At 68.3% G+C, this 17,348-nt stretch carries 16 protein-coding genes; 12 read left to right on the top strand and 4 right to left on the bottom strand.

Annotated features, from left to right (window positions below):
* The 4 genes from DL240_RS07480 to DL240_RS07465 all read left to right on the top strand — a co-directional run.
* A partial coding sequence (locus DL240_RS07480; protein ID WP_111729239.1) for a DUF4349 domain-containing protein occupies positions 1–624 on the top strand: 624 nt, incomplete at its 5' end.
* Positions 621–1,124 carry a hypothetical protein gene (locus tag DL240_RS07475; protein ID WP_146618164.1) on the top strand — a complete coding sequence of 168 codons (504 nt, stop codon included), beginning with the start codon at positions 621–623 and terminating at the stop codon, positions 1,122–1,124. The genes DL240_RS07480 and DL240_RS07475, both read left to right, overlap by 4 nt.
* A 48-nt stretch (positions 1,125–1,172) precedes the next feature.
* Positions 1,173–2,237 (top strand): hypothetical protein, encoded by a 1,065-nt coding sequence (locus DL240_RS07470; RefSeq protein ID WP_111729237.1) that lies wholly within the window; start codon positions 1,173–1,175, stop codon positions 2,235–2,237.
* Positions 2,234–2,950, top strand: coding sequence for a 2-phosphosulfolactate phosphatase (locus DL240_RS07465; protein ID WP_111729236.1), 717 nt, complete (start codon positions 2,234–2,236; stop codon positions 2,948–2,950). The genes DL240_RS07470 and DL240_RS07465 overlap by 4 nt, the downstream gene beginning before the upstream one ends.
* On the opposite strand, the gene DL240_RS07460 is transcribed toward DL240_RS07465, so the two are convergent.
* A complete protein-coding gene (locus DL240_RS07460) occupies positions 2,947–3,510 on the bottom strand; it encodes a GNAT family N-acetyltransferase (protein WP_111729235.1) in 564 nt (187 codons plus the stop codon). The genes DL240_RS07465 and DL240_RS07460 overlap by 4 nt on opposite strands.
* Before the next feature lie 146 nt (positions 3,511–3,656).
* Here DL240_RS07460 and DL240_RS07455 point away from each other — a divergent pair, with 146 nt between their 5' ends.
* Both DL240_RS07455 and DL240_RS07450 read left to right on the top strand, forming a co-directional pair.
* Positions 3,657–4,316, top strand: coding sequence for a hypothetical protein (locus tag DL240_RS07455; protein WP_111729234.1), 660 nt, complete (start codon positions 3,657–3,659; stop codon positions 4,314–4,316).
* Positions 4,317–5,046: 730 nt separating this feature from the next.
* Complete coding sequence (locus DL240_RS07450; protein ID WP_111729233.1) at positions 5,047–6,171, top strand: site-2 protease family protein; 1,125 nt, start codon at positions 5,047–5,049, stop codon at positions 6,169–6,171.
* A 287-nt stretch (positions 6,172–6,458) separates the two neighbouring features.
* On the opposite strand, the gene DL240_RS07445 is transcribed toward DL240_RS07450, so the two are convergent.
* The gene (locus DL240_RS07445; RefSeq protein ID WP_111729232.1) at positions 6,459–7,205 is read right to left on the bottom strand and encodes a hypothetical protein; all 747 of its coding nucleotides are present in this window, start codon (positions 7,203–7,205) and stop codon (positions 6,459–6,461) included.
* A 103-nt stretch (positions 7,206–7,308) separates the two neighbouring features.
* Between DL240_RS07445 and DL240_RS07440 the strand changes: the two genes are divergently transcribed.
* The 4 genes from DL240_RS07440 to mtnA are packed head-to-tail and all read left to right on the top strand — an operon-like array spanning position 7,309 to position 11,585.
* Positions 7,309–7,590, top strand: a complete 282-nt coding sequence (locus DL240_RS07440; protein ID WP_111729231.1) for an Asp-tRNA(Asn)/Glu-tRNA(Gln) amidotransferase subunit GatC — start codon at positions 7,309–7,311, stop codon at positions 7,588–7,590.
* 23 nt (positions 7,591–7,613) lie between these two features.
* The gene (locus tag DL240_RS07435; RefSeq protein ID WP_111729230.1) at positions 7,614–9,038 is read left to right on the top strand and encodes an amidase family protein; all 1,425 of its coding nucleotides are present in this window, start codon (positions 7,614–7,616) and stop codon (positions 9,036–9,038) included.
* Positions 9,038–10,531 (top strand): Asp-tRNA(Asn)/Glu-tRNA(Gln) amidotransferase subunit GatB, encoded by a 1,494-nt coding sequence (gene gatB / locus DL240_RS07430; RefSeq protein ID WP_158542425.1) that lies wholly within the window; start codon positions 9,038–9,040, stop codon positions 10,529–10,531. The genes DL240_RS07435 and gatB overlap by 1 nt, the downstream gene beginning before the upstream one ends.
* 4 nt (positions 10,532–10,535) lie before the next feature.
* Positions 10,536–11,585 carry an S-methyl-5-thioribose-1-phosphate isomerase gene (gene mtnA, locus DL240_RS07425; protein ID WP_430673506.1) on the top strand — a complete coding sequence of 350 codons (1,050 nt, stop codon included), beginning with the start codon at positions 10,536–10,538 and terminating at the stop codon, positions 11,583–11,585.
* A gap of 105 nt (positions 11,586–11,690) precedes the next feature.
* Here mtnA and DL240_RS07420 read toward each other — a convergent pair whose 3' ends face one another.
* Positions 11,691–12,698, bottom strand: coding sequence for a hypothetical protein (locus DL240_RS07420; protein WP_111729227.1), 1,008 nt, complete (start codon positions 12,696–12,698; stop codon positions 11,691–11,693).
* Between the two features lie 91 nt (positions 12,699–12,789).
* Positions 12,790–13,677: a UbiA family prenyltransferase gene (locus DL240_RS07415; RefSeq protein ID WP_146618163.1), complete on the bottom strand. Its 888-nt coding sequence runs from the start codon at positions 13,675–13,677 to the stop codon at positions 12,790–12,792.
* A gap of 247 nt (positions 13,678–13,924) precedes the next feature.
* Here DL240_RS07415 and DL240_RS07410 point away from each other — a divergent pair, with 247 nt between their 5' ends.
* Entirely contained in the window at positions 13,925–15,853 is a 1,929-nt protein-coding gene (locus DL240_RS07410) for a DUF7305 domain-containing protein (RefSeq protein ID WP_146618162.1), read from the top strand.
* Between the two features lie 271 nt (positions 15,854–16,124).
* On the top strand, positions 16,125–17,267 hold the full coding sequence (locus DL240_RS07405) for an RCC1 domain-containing protein (RefSeq protein WP_111729224.1): 1,143 nt from the start codon (positions 16,125–16,127) through the stop codon (positions 17,265–17,267).
* Positions 17,268–17,348: the final 81 nt, after the last annotated feature.

Here is a 17,348-nt window from a genome sequence, read left to right as displayed (position 1 = left end):
CGGGCCACCGGCGCTTCGCCCGGGCCGGGCGCCGGGACGACCTCCGAGTCGGCACCGGCTGAGCAGGCCCCCGCCCAACGCCTGCTGGTCTACTCCGCCTCGCTGCACATGGCCGTCTACCAGGTCGACACCGTCCAGCAGGCCGCCCTCGCTCTCACCGAGCGCCTCGGGGGCTACGCCTCCCGGCGCACCACCCAGCAGCTCACCCTGCGCATCCCGGCCGAGCACTTTCGCCAGGCCCTCGACGAGCTCTCGCGTCTGGGAGAAGTCTCCCACACCCAGTGGCAGGCCCACGACGTCTCCGAGGCCTACCGCGACCTCAACATCCGCCTGCAAAACGCGCTGGAGGTCCACGCCCGTATGAGCGCCATCCTGGAGCGCGCCCAGACCGTCGAGGACACCCTCCGCGTCGAAGCCCAGCTCGCGCGCCTCACCCAGGAGATCGAGCAGCTGCGCTCCCAGATCGAAAACCTCTCCCAGCAGATTGCCCTCTCCACCATCGACATCCACTTCCAGGTGCGTCAGCACGCCGAGCTCCCCGCCGACGACTACCTCTTGCCCTTCTCCTGGCTCAATGAGCTCGGCCTGGAGTCGCTCTTGCGCGCCCCGGAGGCCACGCGATGATCACACCAATGAGACGACTGCTGCACGCCGCTCTGCTGGCCACGGCCCTGAGCACGGTGGCCTGCGCCGACTTCCACATCACCACCCCCGATCAGATGGTGGAGGTCTCCAAAACAAAAGACACCGCCGCCGATTACGTGGCCATGACCCACAACGGCGTGGTCATGCGCGCGCAGACCTTCGAGGTCGGCGAGTCGCGCAGCGCCGATGCGCCCCCGGCGTCGCTGGCGTTCTGGGAGCAGGCGGTGATGGAGCGCATGCGCACCCGCGGCGGCTACGCGCTGCTTTCGACCTCCGAGGTGCAGGCGGCCAGCGGCGAAGAAGGCCTGCGCTTTGAGTTTGGACGCGACCAGAACGGCGCGCCCTACCGCTACACCCTGGCCCTCTTTGTCACCGAGAAGCGCATTCACCTCATCGAAGCCGGCGGCCGCCAGGATCGCTACGAAGAAGCCAGCGCAGCCATCGACGACGCCCTGGCCTCCTACCAGATCAAACGCTAACCCTCCCTGCTCACCACAGCCCTTCACCTCGCCAACCAGGAGTTTTCGATGCGCCCTCATCTCTCCGCAGATCCCACCGCCTCCGTGACCGCCGACACCGTCAAAAAAAGCGGCGTCCCCTGGTTCCTCCTCCTCTCCGGCTGTGGCTGCCTCCTCCTGGTGCTCGTCGTCCTGGCCCTGGCCTGGGCGGGCTACTTCTTCTTCAACACCAACGACATGATGGGCGACCACCACGGCAACCACATGCACTCCGAGCAGGCCGACGACCAACGCGGCGGGCTCCTGGGCACCCTCCTCGCCGCCGTCGAGAACCTGGGCGACGATAACCCCAAAGGCGCCGGCGTCGGCATCAACGAGCAGACCGGCAACACCCCCACCGCCGCCGACGCCTCGACCGCCTCCGACGAGCGCACCCTCGAAGAGCTCTTCGACGCCCTCGACACCCCCATCTCCACCTCGCAGGCCCGCGCCTACATCGCGGCGATGGACGACTGGGCCAACTCCAACGAAGTCCGCCAGATCACCGAACAGCTCGACACCAACCAAAAACTCGAAGAAGACGGCGACGGCGTACTGGCCGGCCTCAAAAAGATGCGCGCCGTCAAGGGCACCCTCGACCGTAGCCAGGCCCTGGGCGTAGCCTTCAACAAGCATATCGACGCCCACGGCGGACGCGCCTTCGAAGAGCGCCTCCTCCAGTTCCGCCTCATCCACCGCGTCACCTCCCTGGGCAACAAACGCAACGCCGGCAAAGAACCCTGGAGCGAGAGCGTCGCCGACGCCCTCCTCAAGGATCACGACGAGCAGCGCCCCGAGTTTTTAAAATTTCGCCAGATCATCGTCGACGCCCACAAAGACGCCGGCTTCGACCCGAGCAAGCTCTCCGAAGAAGAACGCAAGGCCTACTCCGACGCCCTGGCCAACCAGTTCCTGCTCATCACCGGCGCCATCAACCGCGACACCCTCGAGACCTGGAAGGCCCTCTCCACCGAGGAGCGCAAAGAGATTCACGACCAGCTTAACGCCCCCCATCACCTCATCTCCTCGTCGATGGCCGTGGTCACCGGCGGGGAGCGCTCCGGACTCCTTTTCTACGGTTTCTTCGGCCTATGAGCATCCAGCCTGACATCGCGATTTTTCAGGGCCATCGCCCTCCGCTGGGCCCGGCGCAGGTGCGCATCGTCATCGACACCATCCGCGCCTTCACCCACACCCAGGTCGCCTTTGAGCGCGGCGCGCGCCAGATCCTCCTGGTCGCCTCCATCGACCAGGCTCGCCAGCAAGCCCGCGCCCATCCGGACTGGCTCCTGGCCGGGGAACGCGACGCCATCAAGCCGCCGGACTTCGACCTGGGAAACTCCCCGGCGCTCACCGCCCGCGCCGACCTTCAGGGGCGCACGCTGGTCTTAACGACCTCCAACGGCGTGCAGGCCGTGGCCCACGCCGCCCACGACTTTAAGGGTCTTTTGCTCGTCACCGGCCTGGCCAACGCTGGCAGCACCCTTAAGTCCACCCGCCACTACCTGGACGCGCTCAACCTCCCCAACCCCCGCGTCCAGATCCTGGCCAGTCACCCCGAGGGCGACGAAGACCTGGCCACCGCGCAGTGGATCCACGCTCGCCAGGCCAACCTCCCCCACCCCGACGACGAGGAGGCCATCCGCCGGGTCTGGGAGTGCCGCGCCGCCCAGAAATTTGCCGACCCCACGCGCCCCGAGTACCTCTCCGAAGACATCCCCTTCTGCGCGCGCCGCGCCGACGCCCCCTTCGCCATGGTCGTCGAGCGCCAGGGCGCCGATCTCTGGCTTACTCGCCAACCCCTTTAAGCCCGCGCGCCCTGCGTCTGGCCTTGCCACTCATCGCGCAGCATCGAATAGACCACCAGATCGGTCCACCCATCGACCAGACGCTCGGCGCGCCGCAGCACCCCCTCCTCCACAAGCCCCAGGCGCTCGACCACCTTGCGGCTGGCCAGGTTCTCGCGCCCGCAGCGCACCTCAACCCGCTCCAGCCCCTCATCCTCAAACGCCCAGCGCAGCACCTCGGCGGTGGCCCGCGTCATGATGCCCTCCCCACGGTAGGCCGAGCTGAGCCAGTAGCCGATCGAGGTGCTCGCATTGGCGCGGTCGACGCCGTGCACCCCGATCATCCCCGCGATCTGCCCCTCCACGGTGATCGCCGCCTGAAAACCATTGCCCTCGGCCAGCTGCGTGAGGGTGGAGCGAATGTACCCGTCGTAATCATCGACGCTCGTGATGGCGTCAACCCAGGGGAGCCAGCGCCGCAGCTCCTCGCGCTCCCGGTCGACCACCTCGAAAAGCTCCTCTTTGTCACTGACCTGCAGCAATCTCAGCGCCACGCGTTCGTCCAGTCGTCGCTCAAACATCGTTCACCCTCGGGTTTAAATTCATCACCCACGCCTCCGTGGAGCTGACGCATAACAAAGCGAGCTACCGCGTGACAATCTGGCGAGTTGCGGGCAGGCTCCCCCTCGTAACCCCGTCATCCCCTTCGCATCGCCCCGAGCTGTCTTTGCGCCCCCTCCGACTCGCCAGCCTACTCGCCCTTGCCACCCTCCTGACCTTCAGCGCGGGCTGCCTGCCCGTGGCCTGGGTCACCCCTCCCATGCAGATGGAGATCGGCGTGGGCGCCAGCGCCGGGCTCCCCGAGCGCGACGCCCGCATCTCCATGCCCCTGGCCCTCACGGCCAACCCCTTGCAGATGATTCACGGTCAGGGGGCGCGCCGCTTTGATGCGGGCGTGGGCTACAGCGCGCATGTTCTATTTGCCGATCCGCTGGCCGCCCACGGCCCGCATCTTGACTTAAGCTACATCCCCCTTGTGCGCACCGAGGGGGGCGGCACCTTCGGGGGCCGCCGCGCGCTGCGTTTGATCGTGAGCGCGCGGCCCGCCTACCGCTTCGCCGGCGAGGGGGTCGGGCGCGGCCCCTCGCTCGGCCTGCGCCTGACTCTGGAGTCGGCGAGTTTTACGGACGCGGTGAGTTCGGAATGCGAGGCCCGCTCCGATGGGTCCTTCTTCTGCGGCAGCTCCCTGAGCTATGGCGAGGACGCCTACGGGCTTTTTGTGGAGGCGACCCGCGGACTGACGCAGCCGGGCTACAGCGCGATCAGCATCGGGCTGAGCTTTCGTATCCCGGCCAGCGCCGGCGCCGGCGTCATCGGCCAGTTCTAAAGACGATCTCCCCAGCACCCGATCGACCTCCTCGCCGGCGAAACCTCGCGCGATCACCTCCTGATCTCGTGTCGCCACGCTGCAGAGAGACGCGATCACCTCCTGATCGCGCGTCGCCACGCTGCAGAGAGACGCGATCACCTCCTGATCGACCTTTCTCCAGATTAAAATTTGCCCGATCACCTCCTGATCGACCTTCCTTCAATTTAAACCTCGCGCGATCACCTCCTGTTCTCGTGTCGCCACGCTGCAGAGAGACGCGATCACCTCCTGTTCTCGTGTCGCCACGCTGCAGAGAGACGCGATCACCTCCTGATCGCGCGTCGCCACGCTGCAGAGAGACGCGATCACCTCCTGATCGCCCTTTCTTCAGAATAAAAATTGCCCGATCACCTCCTGATCGACCTTCCTTCAGATTAAAAATTGCTCGATCACCTCCTGATCACTCTTCCTTCAATCTCAACCACACGCGATCAGCACCTGATCGCGTGTCGCCACGCTGCAGAGAGACGCGATCAGCGCCTGATCGACCTTCCTTCAATTTAAACCACACGCGATCACCTCCTGATCGACCCTACTTCAATTTAAAATACTCGCGTTCAGGCGCATCCATACTGGCCCACCGCCGATTCGCCCCTTCGAGACAGGCGCCGCCAAAAGTTGGGCGTTGGCGCCCCGTGCCGATCTTCGCCTTGAGTTCACACGACCTTCTTCGGCCCGGGAGTCGACGATGTTCAAGCACGCCCTGCGCCTGCCTTTTCGCCTGCTGGGCATTCCGCTCTACCTCGATCTGACCTTTCTCCTCATCCTGCCCCTCCTGGCCTGGCTCATCGGCAACCAGCTCGTCCCCTTCATCGACCTGGTCGGGCTCCCCATCGATGCCGACGCCCTCGACCAGGGTCTCCTCCCCTACGTACTGGGCCTGATCGCCGCGGTGGCCCTCTTTATCAGCGTCGTCATCCACGAGCTCGGCCACGCCCTCGTCGCCCGACGCTTCGGCGTGGAGACCGAACGCATCACCCTGTGGCTTTTGGGGGGCATGGCCCACTTCAAAAAAATCCCCCGGCAGCGCGGCGCCGAGGCCCTGGTAGCCATCGCCGGCCCCATCACCAGCTTCGCCCTGGCAGCCCTGGGCGCCCTGGCCCTCTTGCTCATCCCCACCGACTGGGGTGCCCTCTACTTTGTGGTGGCCTACACCACCTTCATGAACGTGGCCCTGGCCACCTTCAACCTCATCCCCGCCCTGCCCCTGGACGGCGGGCGCGTGCTGCGCTCGCTGCTGGCCCTGCGCATGGACCGCCCCCGCGCCACCCAGATCGCCGCCACGATCAGCCGCGTGCTCGCCATCATTCTGGGCATCTTCGGGCTTTTGAGCCTCAACATTTTCCTGATCCTCATCGCCGTCTTCGTCTACATCGCCGTGGCCGCCGAGGCCCGCTTTGAGCTCGCCGACGACCTGCTGCGCAACGTCCCGGTGAGCGCCCTGATGAGCTCCCCCATCGAGTCGGTCCCCGCCGAAATGCCCGTCGAAGTGCTCCTCAAACGCATGCTCCGTGACGCGCGCCATGCCTACCCGGTGCACGATGAGAGCGGCTCGTTCCTGGGCCTGATCACTCTCAACAACCTCCAGCGCGCCGCCCCCGAGGACACCATCGCCGAGCATATGAGCGACCTGCCCGAGAGCATCGATCCCGACGCCTCGGCCTCGGAGCTCCTGGAGATGATGTCGCGTCAGGAGTCCCCCCGGGTGCTCGTGCGCCCCTCCGGAGGCCCCTTTCTGGGCATCATCACCCGCACCGACCTCTTCCGCGCCCTGCAACTCTTGACCGGTCGGGCCCCGGCCTCCGAGAGCTGACCTTTCACCGGCGAACTTGCTATCCTCGGCGCCCCGGCGCGCACGCGCCGGGGCCCGGCCTTCCCTGATGTATATGCCTCTCTCCGGATGCTCTTTTTATGGTGTTGCATCGCCTCGTTCTCCTGGCCCTCAGCGCACTCTTGCTGCTGAGCGCCTGCGCCCCCGTCGCCCACCTGGGGCTCGGGCTCACCCTGGGCCGCTTCACCCCCTGACCCACCAGCCCCACAAAAAAAGCCCCGACGCATAAGCGCCGGGGCTTTTTTAATCGCACACGTCACGCACGCTCATCAGGGCGAAGCGGGCTCCACCAACACCTCGACCTCCTGCTTGACGGCGATGGTGATCTCCGAGCCCGGCGCTCCGCCCTCGATCGCCATGCGATTCAGACGCACCACCTCAAACTCGTTATCCTCCACCTCGTGAAGCTCACGCTCCAGCTGCGCCGGCTCCACCACGTAACGCATCGCCCCGCTCACCTGCACATCGTCAAACGCCTCGCCATCAACCCAGGTCTCATCGGCGTCGCCCTCGGCCTGCCACGTCAGCTCCACCGCCTGCTCGCCACCCACGCGCAACCCCGGCTGCGGCGACGTGATCTGGTGGAGTGCGGGCCCGGCCAGGTAAACCCCCTCGACCCGGTCGCCGCCGGCGACGACGTCGACGCGGTAGGCGCGGTGATAGCCGCGGACCTCACCCTCGTACTCCCCATCGTCATCCCGCTCCAGCGTCCACTCCGGCCCCTCGTAGGCCGAGAGCGTCACCACGGCATCGCGCACCGGCACGCCAGCGCGCAGCACCCGGACCTCGACCTCGGTCTCAAAGTCCTGCGCGGTGGCACCGGGCCGCTCGGCCTCGGCCTCGATCTTCACCTGCACGCTCAGCTCGCCAGTGCCGCTGCCCTGGCGCCGCAGGTCCTGAATCTCGCTGGCGCTGATATCATCAAACGCGCTGCTCATCGCCGGGGCGCAGGCCGCGATCGTCGCCACCAGCACCGCCCCACCCACTCGCCACTGAACCTTCTTCGCCTTGCCCATCACTCGTCCTTTTGTTCAGGTTGGTCTTCGACGTCATGCCGCGATAGTAACCCGAGTGCCAACACCGACAAGTCCACGTCCCTTCCCCTCCCCGGGTCGTCCGATGCCCCCTGACCGACTCTACCTCCTCGCCAGCCTCCACCCGACTCCCGACGACGCGCTCGACGCGCACCTAAAGCGCCTGGAAGACGCCCTCGCGCCGCTGGCCGCGCTCGACGCCGGTCCCACCTCTCTCAAAGAGCGCGCTCCCTGGAGCGACACGCCGCTTACCGAGCGCCCCGACACCCCCAACACCCCGCTCACCACCGAGGCCGCGCTGGCCAACGCCCCGCACGCCCACCAGGGCTTCTTCGCGCTTCCTCGCGTGCTCTCCGACGACTCCTGACGCTCCCCCCGGCCCACCCGACCATGACCGCTCCCCGCACCTTCGATCAGTGGCGCGCCCTGCCCGCCCCCTGCGCCCACTTCTTCGCGCAGGCCCGACACGACCCCCTCGGCGCCCTGCTGGCCTCGGCCGACCCCGCCACCTTCCCCCGGGTCTCCCCGGCCCCCGGCGAACCCGCTCCTCCCCTGCAGGGCCTCCCGATCGGCATCAAGGACAACCTCTGCACCGCCGATCTCCCCACCACCGCGGGCTCTCGGCACCTCGAAGGCTTTCAGCCCCCCTTCGACGCCACCTGCGTCGCCCGGCTGCGCAGGGCCGGCGCCTGCATCGTCGCCAAAACCAACCTCGACGAATTCGCCATGGGCGACACCGGCAGGCTCTCGGCCTTCAAACCCACGCGCCACCCCCACAGCGCCGACCACAGCCCGGGCGGCTCCTCCAGCGGGTCGGCCGCCGCGGTGGCCGCCGGCTGGCTTCCGGCCGCCCTGGGCAGCGACACCGGCGGCAGCCTGCGCCTGCCAGCGAGCTTCTGCGGGATCGTCGGCTTTAAACCGACGTATGGGATGCTGAGTCGCCACGGACTCATCGCCCTGGCCTCCAGCCTGGACCACGTGGGCCTGCTCACCCACTCGGTGGCCGACGCCGCGCTCCTCTTTGAGCTTTTGGCCGGCCTCGACCCCCTCGATCCCACCTCGCTGCCCCCCGGCCCGCCCGCGCCGGCCCCCGCGGGCCCCGCGCTCCGACTGGGCATCCCCACCGAGTTCATCGCCCACGCCACGCTGCACCCGAGCATCGCCCGCGCCTTTGAGCAGCTCCTCGACCGGCTGCGTCAGGCCGGCCACACCCTGGTCGACGTCGCCTCCCCACACCTGGAGCTCGCCACCCCCGCCTACATCGCACTCGCCACGGCCGAGGCCGCCTCCAACATGGCCCGCTTCGACGGTCTGCGCTTTGGCCGCCGGGCTCCGATCACCGCCGCCGACACCCCGGCCTCTTTTGACGACCTGGCACGCCAGACCCGCACCCTCTTGCTCGGCCCCGAGGTCCGCCGCCGCATCCTCACCGGCACCTACCTCCTGGCCGGCGACGCGCCCCACCTGCGCCGGGCTCGCCAGGCCCGCGCCCTCATCCACACCGAACTCACCGCCGCGCTCACCCGGGTCGACGCCCTCCTCACCCCGACCTCCCCCGAACTCCCCCCGCGCCAGGACGCCCCCCTGACCCACGATCACCGCCGGGATCGCTTCACCATCCCGGCCAACCTCGCCGGCCTGCCCGCCCTCTCGCTCCCCCTGGGCCACACCGAGCAACGCCTGAGCTTTGGCCTCCAACTCATCGGCGCCCACCGGGGCGACCGCCACCTCCTCGCCATCGCCCGGACGCTCGAAGACCTCATCGATGCCCGGCCTCTCCCCGCCTCGCCAGCCTCCCCCGCGCCAGGACGATGATGACCACCTACGACACCACCCGCTGGCAGGCCGACATCGGCCTGGAGATTCACTGCCAACTCCTCACCCGCACCCGTCTCTTCAGCGCCGGCCCCCTGCCCGCGCGCACCGACCAGGCTCCCAACAGCCTGCTCACCCCCTACGATCTGGGCCTGCCCGGCACCCTCCCGCGCCTCAACGACCAGGCCGTCGATCTGGCCATCCGCGCCGGCATCGCCCTGGGCTGCGAGCTGCAGCCCTGGAGCCGCTTCGACCGCAAACACTACCTCTACCCCGACCTCCCAAAGGGCTATCAGCTCACCCAGCAGAGCCACCCCATCTGCCGCGGCGGCGCGCTGCCCTTTACGCGCCAGGACGGCTCCCCGGCGCGCCTCCCCCTGGAGCGCATCCACCTCGAAGAAGACGCCGGACGCTCCCTCCACGAGCGCCTGCCCGACCACACCCTGGTCGACCTCAACCGCGCCGGCACCCCCCTCATCGAAATCGTCACCGCCCCGGCCCTCCACTGCCCCCTGGATGTGGAGCGCGCCCTGCGCACCCTCCATCGCCTGCTGGTCTGGCTCGAGATCGGCGACGGCAACCTCCAGGAGGGCTCCATGCGCTTTGACGCCAACGTCTCGGTACGCCCGGCCGGCGACCCGGCCCCCGGGGTGCGCTGCGAGCTCAAAAACCTCAACTCCTTTCGCTTCGTGCGCGAGGCCCTCACCCTTGAGATCGATCGCCACATCGACGCTCTCCAGGCTGGCACTCCCCTAACGCCCCAGACCCGCGCCTACGACCCGCGCCGTGGCCAGACCTTTGCGCTGCGCGCCAAAGAAGCCTCGGTGGATTACCGCTACCTCCCCGATCCCGATCTCCCGCCCCTGCACCTCACCCCCAAACGCATCGCCGAGCTGCGCGCCGCCCACCCCGAACACCCCGACGCCCGCGAGCAACGCCTGGCGCGCACCCTGGAGCTCAGCGCCGACCTCGCCAGCACGATCTGCGACTCCCCCTCCCGCGCCGACTTCTTTGAAGACGCGCTCGCTCAACGCCCCCCCGAGCTCCCCGACGAGCGGCTCCCGGCCTTTGCCACCATCCTGGCCAACCTCCTGGTGCAGAGCCTGCTCGCTTGCCTGGCACCCGAGCGCGGCCTGAGTCGGGTGCGCGATCTCCAGATCACCCCGGCCCAGCTCACCAGCATCGCCGCCCTGCAGCTTCACCAGACCCTGAGCGCCACCGGCGCCGACACCCTGGCAAAAGAGGTCGCCGCCACCGGGCACGACCCTTTCGCCGTTGTCGAGCGCCTGGGTTTGCGGCAATGTCGCGACCCCGAAGCGCTACGCGCCCTGGTCGACCGCGTACTCGCCAGCCACCCCGACCAGGTGCAGGCCTACCGCGATGGGAAAACAAAACTTTTGGGCTTCTTTGTGGGCCAGGCCATGAACGCCGCCCCCCAGAAACCCGACCCTCAACTGCTGACCACCATCCTCCGGGAGCGACTCCATGACTGATGCCATCGCCTCCAACGTCGTGCCTCTGAAATGGGAGGGCGACCGTGCCTCCGGAACCCTCCGGATGCTCGACCAGCGCCGCCTCCCCACCGAGGAATACTGGCAGACGCTCCACAGCGCCGAAGAGGTCGCCAGGGGCATCCGCGACATGGTCATCCGCGGGGCCCCGGCCATCGGCATCGCCGCGGCCTTTGGCATGGCCCTGGGGATGCGCGCCTTTGACGGCGAACACACCAGCCGCGCCCTCGAGCTGCGCCGCCTCCACGACCTGCTCGCCAGCACACGTCCCACCGCCGTCAACCTCTTCTGGGCCCTGGAGCGCTGCCGCCAGGTGGCCGAGCGCCTCGAAGACGCCGACAACGCCGCGCTCACCGACGCCCTCTTCGACGAGGCCGAGCGCATCTTCCAGGACGACCGCGATAACAACCTGCGCCTGGGCAACTTCGGCGCCGCTCTCTTCGAGGGCCCCACCCGCATCCTGACCCACTGCAACACCGGCGCGCTGGCCACCGGGGGCTACGGCACCGCGCTGGGGGTGATCCGGGCGCTGCACGCCCAGGGCAAACTCACCCACGTCTGGGTCGATGAGACCCGCCCCTACCTGCAGGGCGCGCGCCTCACCGCCTGGGAATGCGTCCAGGAGGGCATCGACGCCACCCTCATCACCGACTCCATGGCCGCCCACTTCATGAAGCTCGGCCAGGTCGACGCGGTCATCGTCGGCACCGACCGCATCGCCCGAAACGGCGACGTCGCCAACAAGATCGGCACCTACATGCTGGCCGTGCTCTGCAAGCACCACAACATCCCCTTCTACGTAGCCACCCCCCTCTCCACCATCGACCTCTCCACGGCGAGCGGCGACGACATCGAGATCGAGCAACGCGATCCCGCCGAAGTCTCGCATATCGGGGAGCGTCAGATGGCCCCTGAGGGCGTCGGCGTGGCCCACCCCGCCTTTGATGTGACCCCGGCCAACCTGGTCACCGCCATCATCACCGAGGCCGGCGTGGTTCACCCGCCCTACACCCGCTCGCTCCCCACCCTCTTCTGAGCCAGGCGATTCCCCGCCAGGCCTGCGGACACAAAAAAAGCTCCCCTTTCGGGGAGCTTTTTTACTTTCGCGCGGCCTCAACCTGCCCACGCCAGGCGCCCTCGCTCAGTGCAGGTACTCCGAGCGCCGCGCCCGAAACGCCGCCAGCCCCAGCGCCCCGAGCAACCACCCCAGGCTGGGAGCACCGTCCACCGGCGCCTGCGCGCACCCGCTCTCTTCCGGCACCTCGCTCCCATCATCGTCGATGCGCTCGCCATCGGTGGTATCTCCGCCCCCGCCGTTGTCGTCGCCTCCGGGAGTACCCGGCACGGGCGCCTCGCAGTTCAAGACCACATCGCCATCGCCGGCCACCGCCTGAAAGTCGCTGCCCGGCAAAAAGGCCGCCATCATCACGTTGACCTCGCCAGCCTCCACGCCTCCCAACGCGCCGGCGCTCTCGGTATCACAGCTGGTGAACACGCGATCAAACCCGCGCCCCACCCAGCTGGATCCGGGCACGCGCTCCTCGCCAACCCCGCTCATCGGTGACCAGCGCTGCCCCTCCACCCGCGTCTCAAAAAAGAGCGCGTCGGCCCAGGGCTCAGCCTCGGCGCTGAGCTCCACCTCCACCTCCACCCAGGTCGCCGCGATCTCCTCCGAGCACGAACCGTCGGCCATCACGGTCAGCTCCCCGCTCTCGGGCTCCGAGAGCTTCAGCGTCCCCAGGCTCTGCGGCAAGGGCGCTTCCTCGACCACATCAAACACGAACTCCGGCAACTCCGAGAGATCGCACTCCGCGCCCGGCGCCAGGCGATAGCTCTCCCCGGGGGTGAGCTCCCCGTTGAAGTACACGTAAAACCAGCGTTCCTCACGACCGGGCAACGCCACCGATTGCACCGCAATCGGCACCTCTTCGCCGCTGTTCACATTAAAGAGCTGCAGGTTAGTCGGGGCCGTCCCATCGTAGCTGGCCGCGTACACCCCGGCGCTGATGTTGGCCGGCACCGTGGCCCCGGCCAGCGAAAATCCCTGCTCCCCTCCCGGACACGCCACCGAACAGGCCCAGGCTGCCCCTCCCACCAACATCATCCCCGTGCCGACCATCGCGGCACATACCACCAGGCGTTTGCGCATCACCGCACTCCTTCGCTTCATTCACATGTTTGTCAGAACGCTTGTCACGGCGACGCTACCCGATCTCCCCGCTGCACTTCAACGCCGGCCCCTAGTTCATCCCCACCAGGGGCTCGCCATCGTAGCTGCAGAACTCGCAGCGCCCCGAGTACTGCACCCCGCAGCGCGTGCAGACCTTGCGCCGCACGCCAAACCCGGTGGGCGGAAACGCGGTCAGACGCACGTTGAGTTCGGGCATCATCAAGGTGTCATCCACCTCGCAGCGCACCTGACCGGCCTGGCCATAACGCCCACAACGCCGACAGCGCATCAGGGGCACCGTCGGCGCAATCTCCGCCCGCTCCGGCGACTCCAGAGGCACCAGGGGATGACCATCCTCCGGACAGGTTTGCTCCTCGCCATGCGCCTCATAACCGCACGTGCGACAGACCCGAAAGCGCGCGTTCACCGACCCCCGACTCGCCGGCAGCCGACTCAACGCCAACCCGTCGACCGGGCAATAGGCCGCCCCGGCCTCGTAACGCCGCCCACAACGCGCGCAGCTGCACCGCCCCCGGGCCCGCTCCGCCGACGCCTCCCCCCGCTCCAGGGCCTGACCATCGTAAGGACAGCGCTCAAAGATCGCCGGAAAGGTGCGCTGACACCCCGGACACACCCGCACCTCGCTGGCCAGCCCCACCAGCAGCTCCCCGGAGTGTCCCTCCGTCGTCGCGACCTCCCCCCTCACCCCTTCGCTGACGCTTCGCCAGGCGACCTCCCCCGTAGCCCGCGCCCCCTCGCCAGGCTCCGGGCTCGCCGCCAGCGCCTGTGCCACCTCCTGAGCCTGCGCGCCCTGACGGCGCGCGCGCGCCAGCCGCCAGGCCCACCACAGCGACAACGCCCCCAGCACGCCGCTGAGCAGCGCCGCCCACCCCCAGCCGGGCAGCGCGCTCAGCAGCCCCACCAGCAGCATTCCCGGGCTTGCTCCCTCTTCACCCATGATCGCCTCGCCACACCGAATCAACCGACCGCCTTACACCACCTCTTGAATATAACAACCAGGGCGCGCTCGAAAAAAACCCGGCAACTTCCGACACATAGCCCTTCTACATTATACCATTTGTTACAACATCCGGTGCACCTCCCCGTTGTGATCCCTTTGCATTTGCGCCAACATACCCCCAGACACCTTGTCTAACATCTTGCCCCCTGGAAGTTCGCTCGACGCTACGCGCAGGAGAGATCCAATGATGACGCGACGTTCCGCATTGACTTTATGCTGTTCTCTGATGCTCACCCTCGGCGCAGTCGCTTGCTCCGACGACCCCAAAGGCGGTCCCGACGAGGGTGATACCTCGCTCCCGGACTCGGGCGGCCCCGACGATTCGGGAGATCCCGGCGACACCAACGATGGCGGCCCCGACACCAACGATGGCGGTGGCGAGGTCCCCGATGGCGGCGACGGGGGCGACACCCCCGACGGGGGCGACGAACCGACCAACCCCACCGAACCCGTCGAAGACCCGGATCTCTTTGCCTGCGCTGGCGAGTACCAGCTGATCTGCGACGAGGTCTGCACCAGCCCCAAGGTAGACCCGGATAACTGCGGTGGATGCGGCAACGTCTGCGGCGAAAACGAAGCCTGCTCCGGCGGCTTCTGCATGCAAGAGTGCCGCCCCGGCGAAAACATCTGCGATCGCGCCTGCGTCGACTTCCAGACCGATAACAACCACTGCGGCGGATGCGGTATCGCATGCGGCGAAGGCGAAGGCTGCGTCGAAAGCGCCTGCGTCCCCGCCCTCACCTTTGAAGAGCCCGACTTCTGTGCTGGTGGAGGCCCCCCGATCCGCTTCGATGAAGTTGACGGTGATCTCTGCGCCGGCGACGTCGCCGAAGAGACCTTCCGCTGGGCCATGTGCTCCTGCAGCGACTCCCGCTTCACCGCCGGCCTGACCACCGACGCCTTCGACAGCCGCGAAGGCCCCTACCTGCCCGGCTCCCTGGGCGGAAGCGTCGGCTCCAACGGCGACTTCAACACCAACAGCTTCGTCGACGTCGGCGGCTCGGTCTGGTTGGGACCCAACGGCTCCATGGGCTTTAACGCCGCACAAAACACCATCCGCGGCGAGCTGCACGTGGGCGGACCGAACGCCTCCAGCTCCGCGCTCACCACCGTCAACGAAAGCGCCTTCATCGCCCACTCGATCGGGGGCTCCATCGCCATCGACAAGCGCCTGACCATCCCCCAATCCGGCATCATCGGCGGCGGCGTCTCCTACAACGATCTCGTCCGCGCCCCCGTCTCGGTCCCCGACCCCTGTGGCTGCACCGAAGATGAGCGCGTGCCGGTCGAAGCGCTGGTCGCCCAACGCTCTACCTTCAACGACAACGACGTCATCGGCCTGCAGCCCAACGCACTGATGGGCAGCAACTACAACCGCCTGGAGCTCCCCTGCGGTCAGTACTACCTCGACGGCATCAGCGTCGGCGGTGAGCTGGTCATCTACGCCACCGGCCGCACCGCCCTCTTCATCGGCGGCGATGTCGACGCCGGCCGCCTGGTGATCAAAGCCGCCCCCGACGCCGAACTCGACGTCTTTATCGACGGCGCCATCAACGCCAGCGGCATGGAGCTGGGCTCGGCCAACTACCCGGCCAACACCCGCTTCTACATCAGCGGAGAGCGTCTCCAGATCACCAGCGATGTGCTCGTCGGCGGCTTCATCTACGCCTACCCGGGCCGCATCCAGATCGTCGATAACGTCGAGATCTTCGGGGGCCTCTTCGCCAACGAGATTCAAATCACCGCCCCGGTCGCCATCCACTACGACCGCCAGGTCCTGCGCTCCGGCGATGTTTGCGAGATCCCCGTCGTAGATCCCGACCCCGACCCCGATCCCGCCGACCCGGATCCCGACGCCGGCGACACCGGCACCCCCGGCGACGTTGACCCGCAGCCGGATGCCGACACCGACCCCGAGCCCGAGCCGGTCTGCTCCAGCCTCGACGACGCCTGCTCCGAGAGCAGCGACTGCTGCGCTCCGCTCACCTGTGAGCAGGGCTTCTGCGGCGCGGCCGTCTGCAACAACGTCGGCGAGTCCTGCGTCTACAGCAGCGACTGCTGCAGCGGCCTCTGCGCGCGCAACAGCGGTGGCGGCGTCTGCATCGTGCCCTGACGCTCAACGCAGCGCCTGAAGGCGCTGCGTTAAACTCAAGCCGCGCCCCTTCGGGGGCGCGGCTTTTTTACTCTGGGCCCACTCTCCGCGCGGCCCCGGGTCCGCGCGGCCCCGGGCTTTCCCCCTCGTGCAGAACCCGAGCGCCTGGAGCATCTGACCTCTCCGGAGCGCCACGCCCCACTACGCCCGTCCCTTCCTTCCGTGCTAGCATCCCCCTCCCACGCCCGACCGCCGCCCTCCCACCCGGCAACCCCTCCTCAGGATCCCGGCGATGACGCCTTCCCAGCCCCCGGCCGCCCACCTCCTCCACCTCGCCAGGCCCCTGAGCGCCCTGATGCTCGGCCTGGCCACGCTCTGCGCCTGCGAGCGCGCTCCCCAACCTCCCGCCGCGCCTCCCGAAGCAGCCCGCGCGGCCACCGCCTCCTTTCTGATGAGCACCCACCACGCCTGCGCCCTGGCCGACGACGGCCAGCTCTGGTGCGCCGGCGCCAACGACGCCGGACAGCTCGGCGACAACACCACCCAAACCCGCGGCGAACTCCGCCCGGTCGAGGGCCTCAACCACGTGGTGGGCGTGGCCCTCTCCCCCCTCCACGCCACCTGCGCCTGGGAAGAAGAGGGCGCCCTCTGGTGCTGGGGCGGCAACGAGAGCTCGCTGCTGGGCCCCGGCGTTGAGCAGGATCACAGCCCCTTGCCCCTCAAAATCCAGGGCCTCCCGCCCGTCACGCAGGTGACCCTGGGCGCCTACCACGCCTGCGCCCTGACCACCGACGCGCAGGTCTACTGCTGGGGCGAAAACCGCCGCGGACAGCTCGGCCGGGGCCAACCCTCCTTGCCCGATCCGACCCCGACCGCGGTCCCCGGCCTCACCGACGTTCGCGCCCTCAGCGCCGGGCTGGAGCACACCTGCGCGCTCACGAACCGGGGCGCCATCCATTGCTGGGGTCATAACCGCCACCACGCCCTGGGGCTCGGCCCGCAGAGCCCGAATCTGGTCAGCGCCCCCACCGAGCTCCCCCTCTCCGAACCCGCCCACGCGCTGGCCGCCGCCGGCTACCACACCTGCGCGGCCACCGGGGCCCAGCGCGCCCTGGTCTGCTGGGGCGACAACAGCTTCGGTCAGCTCGGCTTAGGCGACCGCCTCACCCGCGCCGAGCCCTCCCCGGTCCCCGGCGCCTTCGGGCTGGCCGAGCTCGCCACCTCCGGCGCCATCACCTGCTTTCGCGACATCGAAGCCCGGGTCTACTGCGCCGGCGGCTCGCCAGACGCTCCTGTAGAGCCTACAGCGAGCTTCCAGCTCGCTGCGGGCCTCTCCTCCACCCGCGCCATAGGCGCGGCCATGGGAGGCGTCTGCGGCATTCATGGCGACCACGAGATCGTCTGCCGTAAACTCGACCTCGCCACCGAGGAGTAAGCGCCGCGCCACCGGCTCCCCACGCTTGTCATCGACCCCGGGGCTCCAACCTTTCTAGCCCACCCCCGCGCGTTGCTACCC

This window comes from Lujinxingia litoralis (genome assembly GCF_003260125.1).
Lineage (GTDB): Bacteria > Myxococcota_A > Bradymonadia > Bradymonadales > Bradymonadaceae > Lujinxingia > Lujinxingia litoralis.
Note: the sequence above shows the minus strand (reverse complement) of the source record. Positions and strands in the feature narration are given on the sequence as shown.

Excerpts from the sequence above, each read along its gene's own strand:
- DL240_RS07475 (WP_146618164.1), top strand. The coding sequence starts at position 621 with ATGATCACACCAATGAGACGACTGCTGCACGCCGCTCTGCTGGCCACG.
- DL240_RS07470 (WP_111729237.1), top strand. The coding sequence starts at position 1,173 with ATGCGCCCTCATCTCTCCGCAGATCCCACCGCCTCCGTGACCGCCGAC.
- DL240_RS07465 (WP_111729236.1), top strand. The coding sequence starts at position 2,234 with ATGAGCATCCAGCCTGACATCGCGATTTTTCAGGGCCATCGCCCTCCG.
- DL240_RS07460 (WP_111729235.1), bottom strand. The coding sequence starts at position 3,510 with ATGTTTGAGCGACGACTGGACGAACGCGTGGCGCTGAGATTGCTGCAG.
- DL240_RS07450 (WP_111729233.1), top strand. The coding sequence starts at position 5,047 with ATGTTCAAGCACGCCCTGCGCCTGCCTTTTCGCCTGCTGGGCATTCCG.
- DL240_RS07445 (WP_111729232.1), bottom strand. The coding sequence starts at position 7,205 with ATGGGCAAGGCGAAGAAGGTTCAGTGGCGAGTGGGTGGGGCGGTGCTG.
- DL240_RS07440 (WP_111729231.1), top strand. The coding sequence starts at position 7,309 with ATGCCCCCTGACCGACTCTACCTCCTCGCCAGCCTCCACCCGACTCCC.
- DL240_RS07435 (WP_111729230.1), top strand. The coding sequence starts at position 7,614 with ATGACCGCTCCCCGCACCTTCGATCAGTGGCGCGCCCTGCCCGCCCCC.
- gatB (WP_158542425.1), top strand. The coding sequence starts at position 9,038 with ATGACCACCTACGACACCACCCGCTGGCAGGCCGACATCGGCCTGGAG.
- DL240_RS07420 (WP_111729227.1), bottom strand. The coding sequence starts at position 12,698 with ATGCGCAAACGCCTGGTGGTATGTGCCGCGATGGTCGGCACGGGGATG.
- DL240_RS07415 (WP_146618163.1), bottom strand. The coding sequence starts at position 13,677 with ATGGGTGAAGAGGGAGCAAGCCCGGGAATGCTGCTGGTGGGGCTGCTG.
- DL240_RS07410 (WP_146618162.1), top strand. The coding sequence starts at position 13,925 with ATGATGACGCGACGTTCCGCATTGACTTTATGCTGTTCTCTGATGCTC.
- DL240_RS07405 (WP_111729224.1), top strand. The coding sequence starts at position 16,125 with ATGACGCCTTCCCAGCCCCCGGCCGCCCACCTCCTCCACCTCGCCAGG.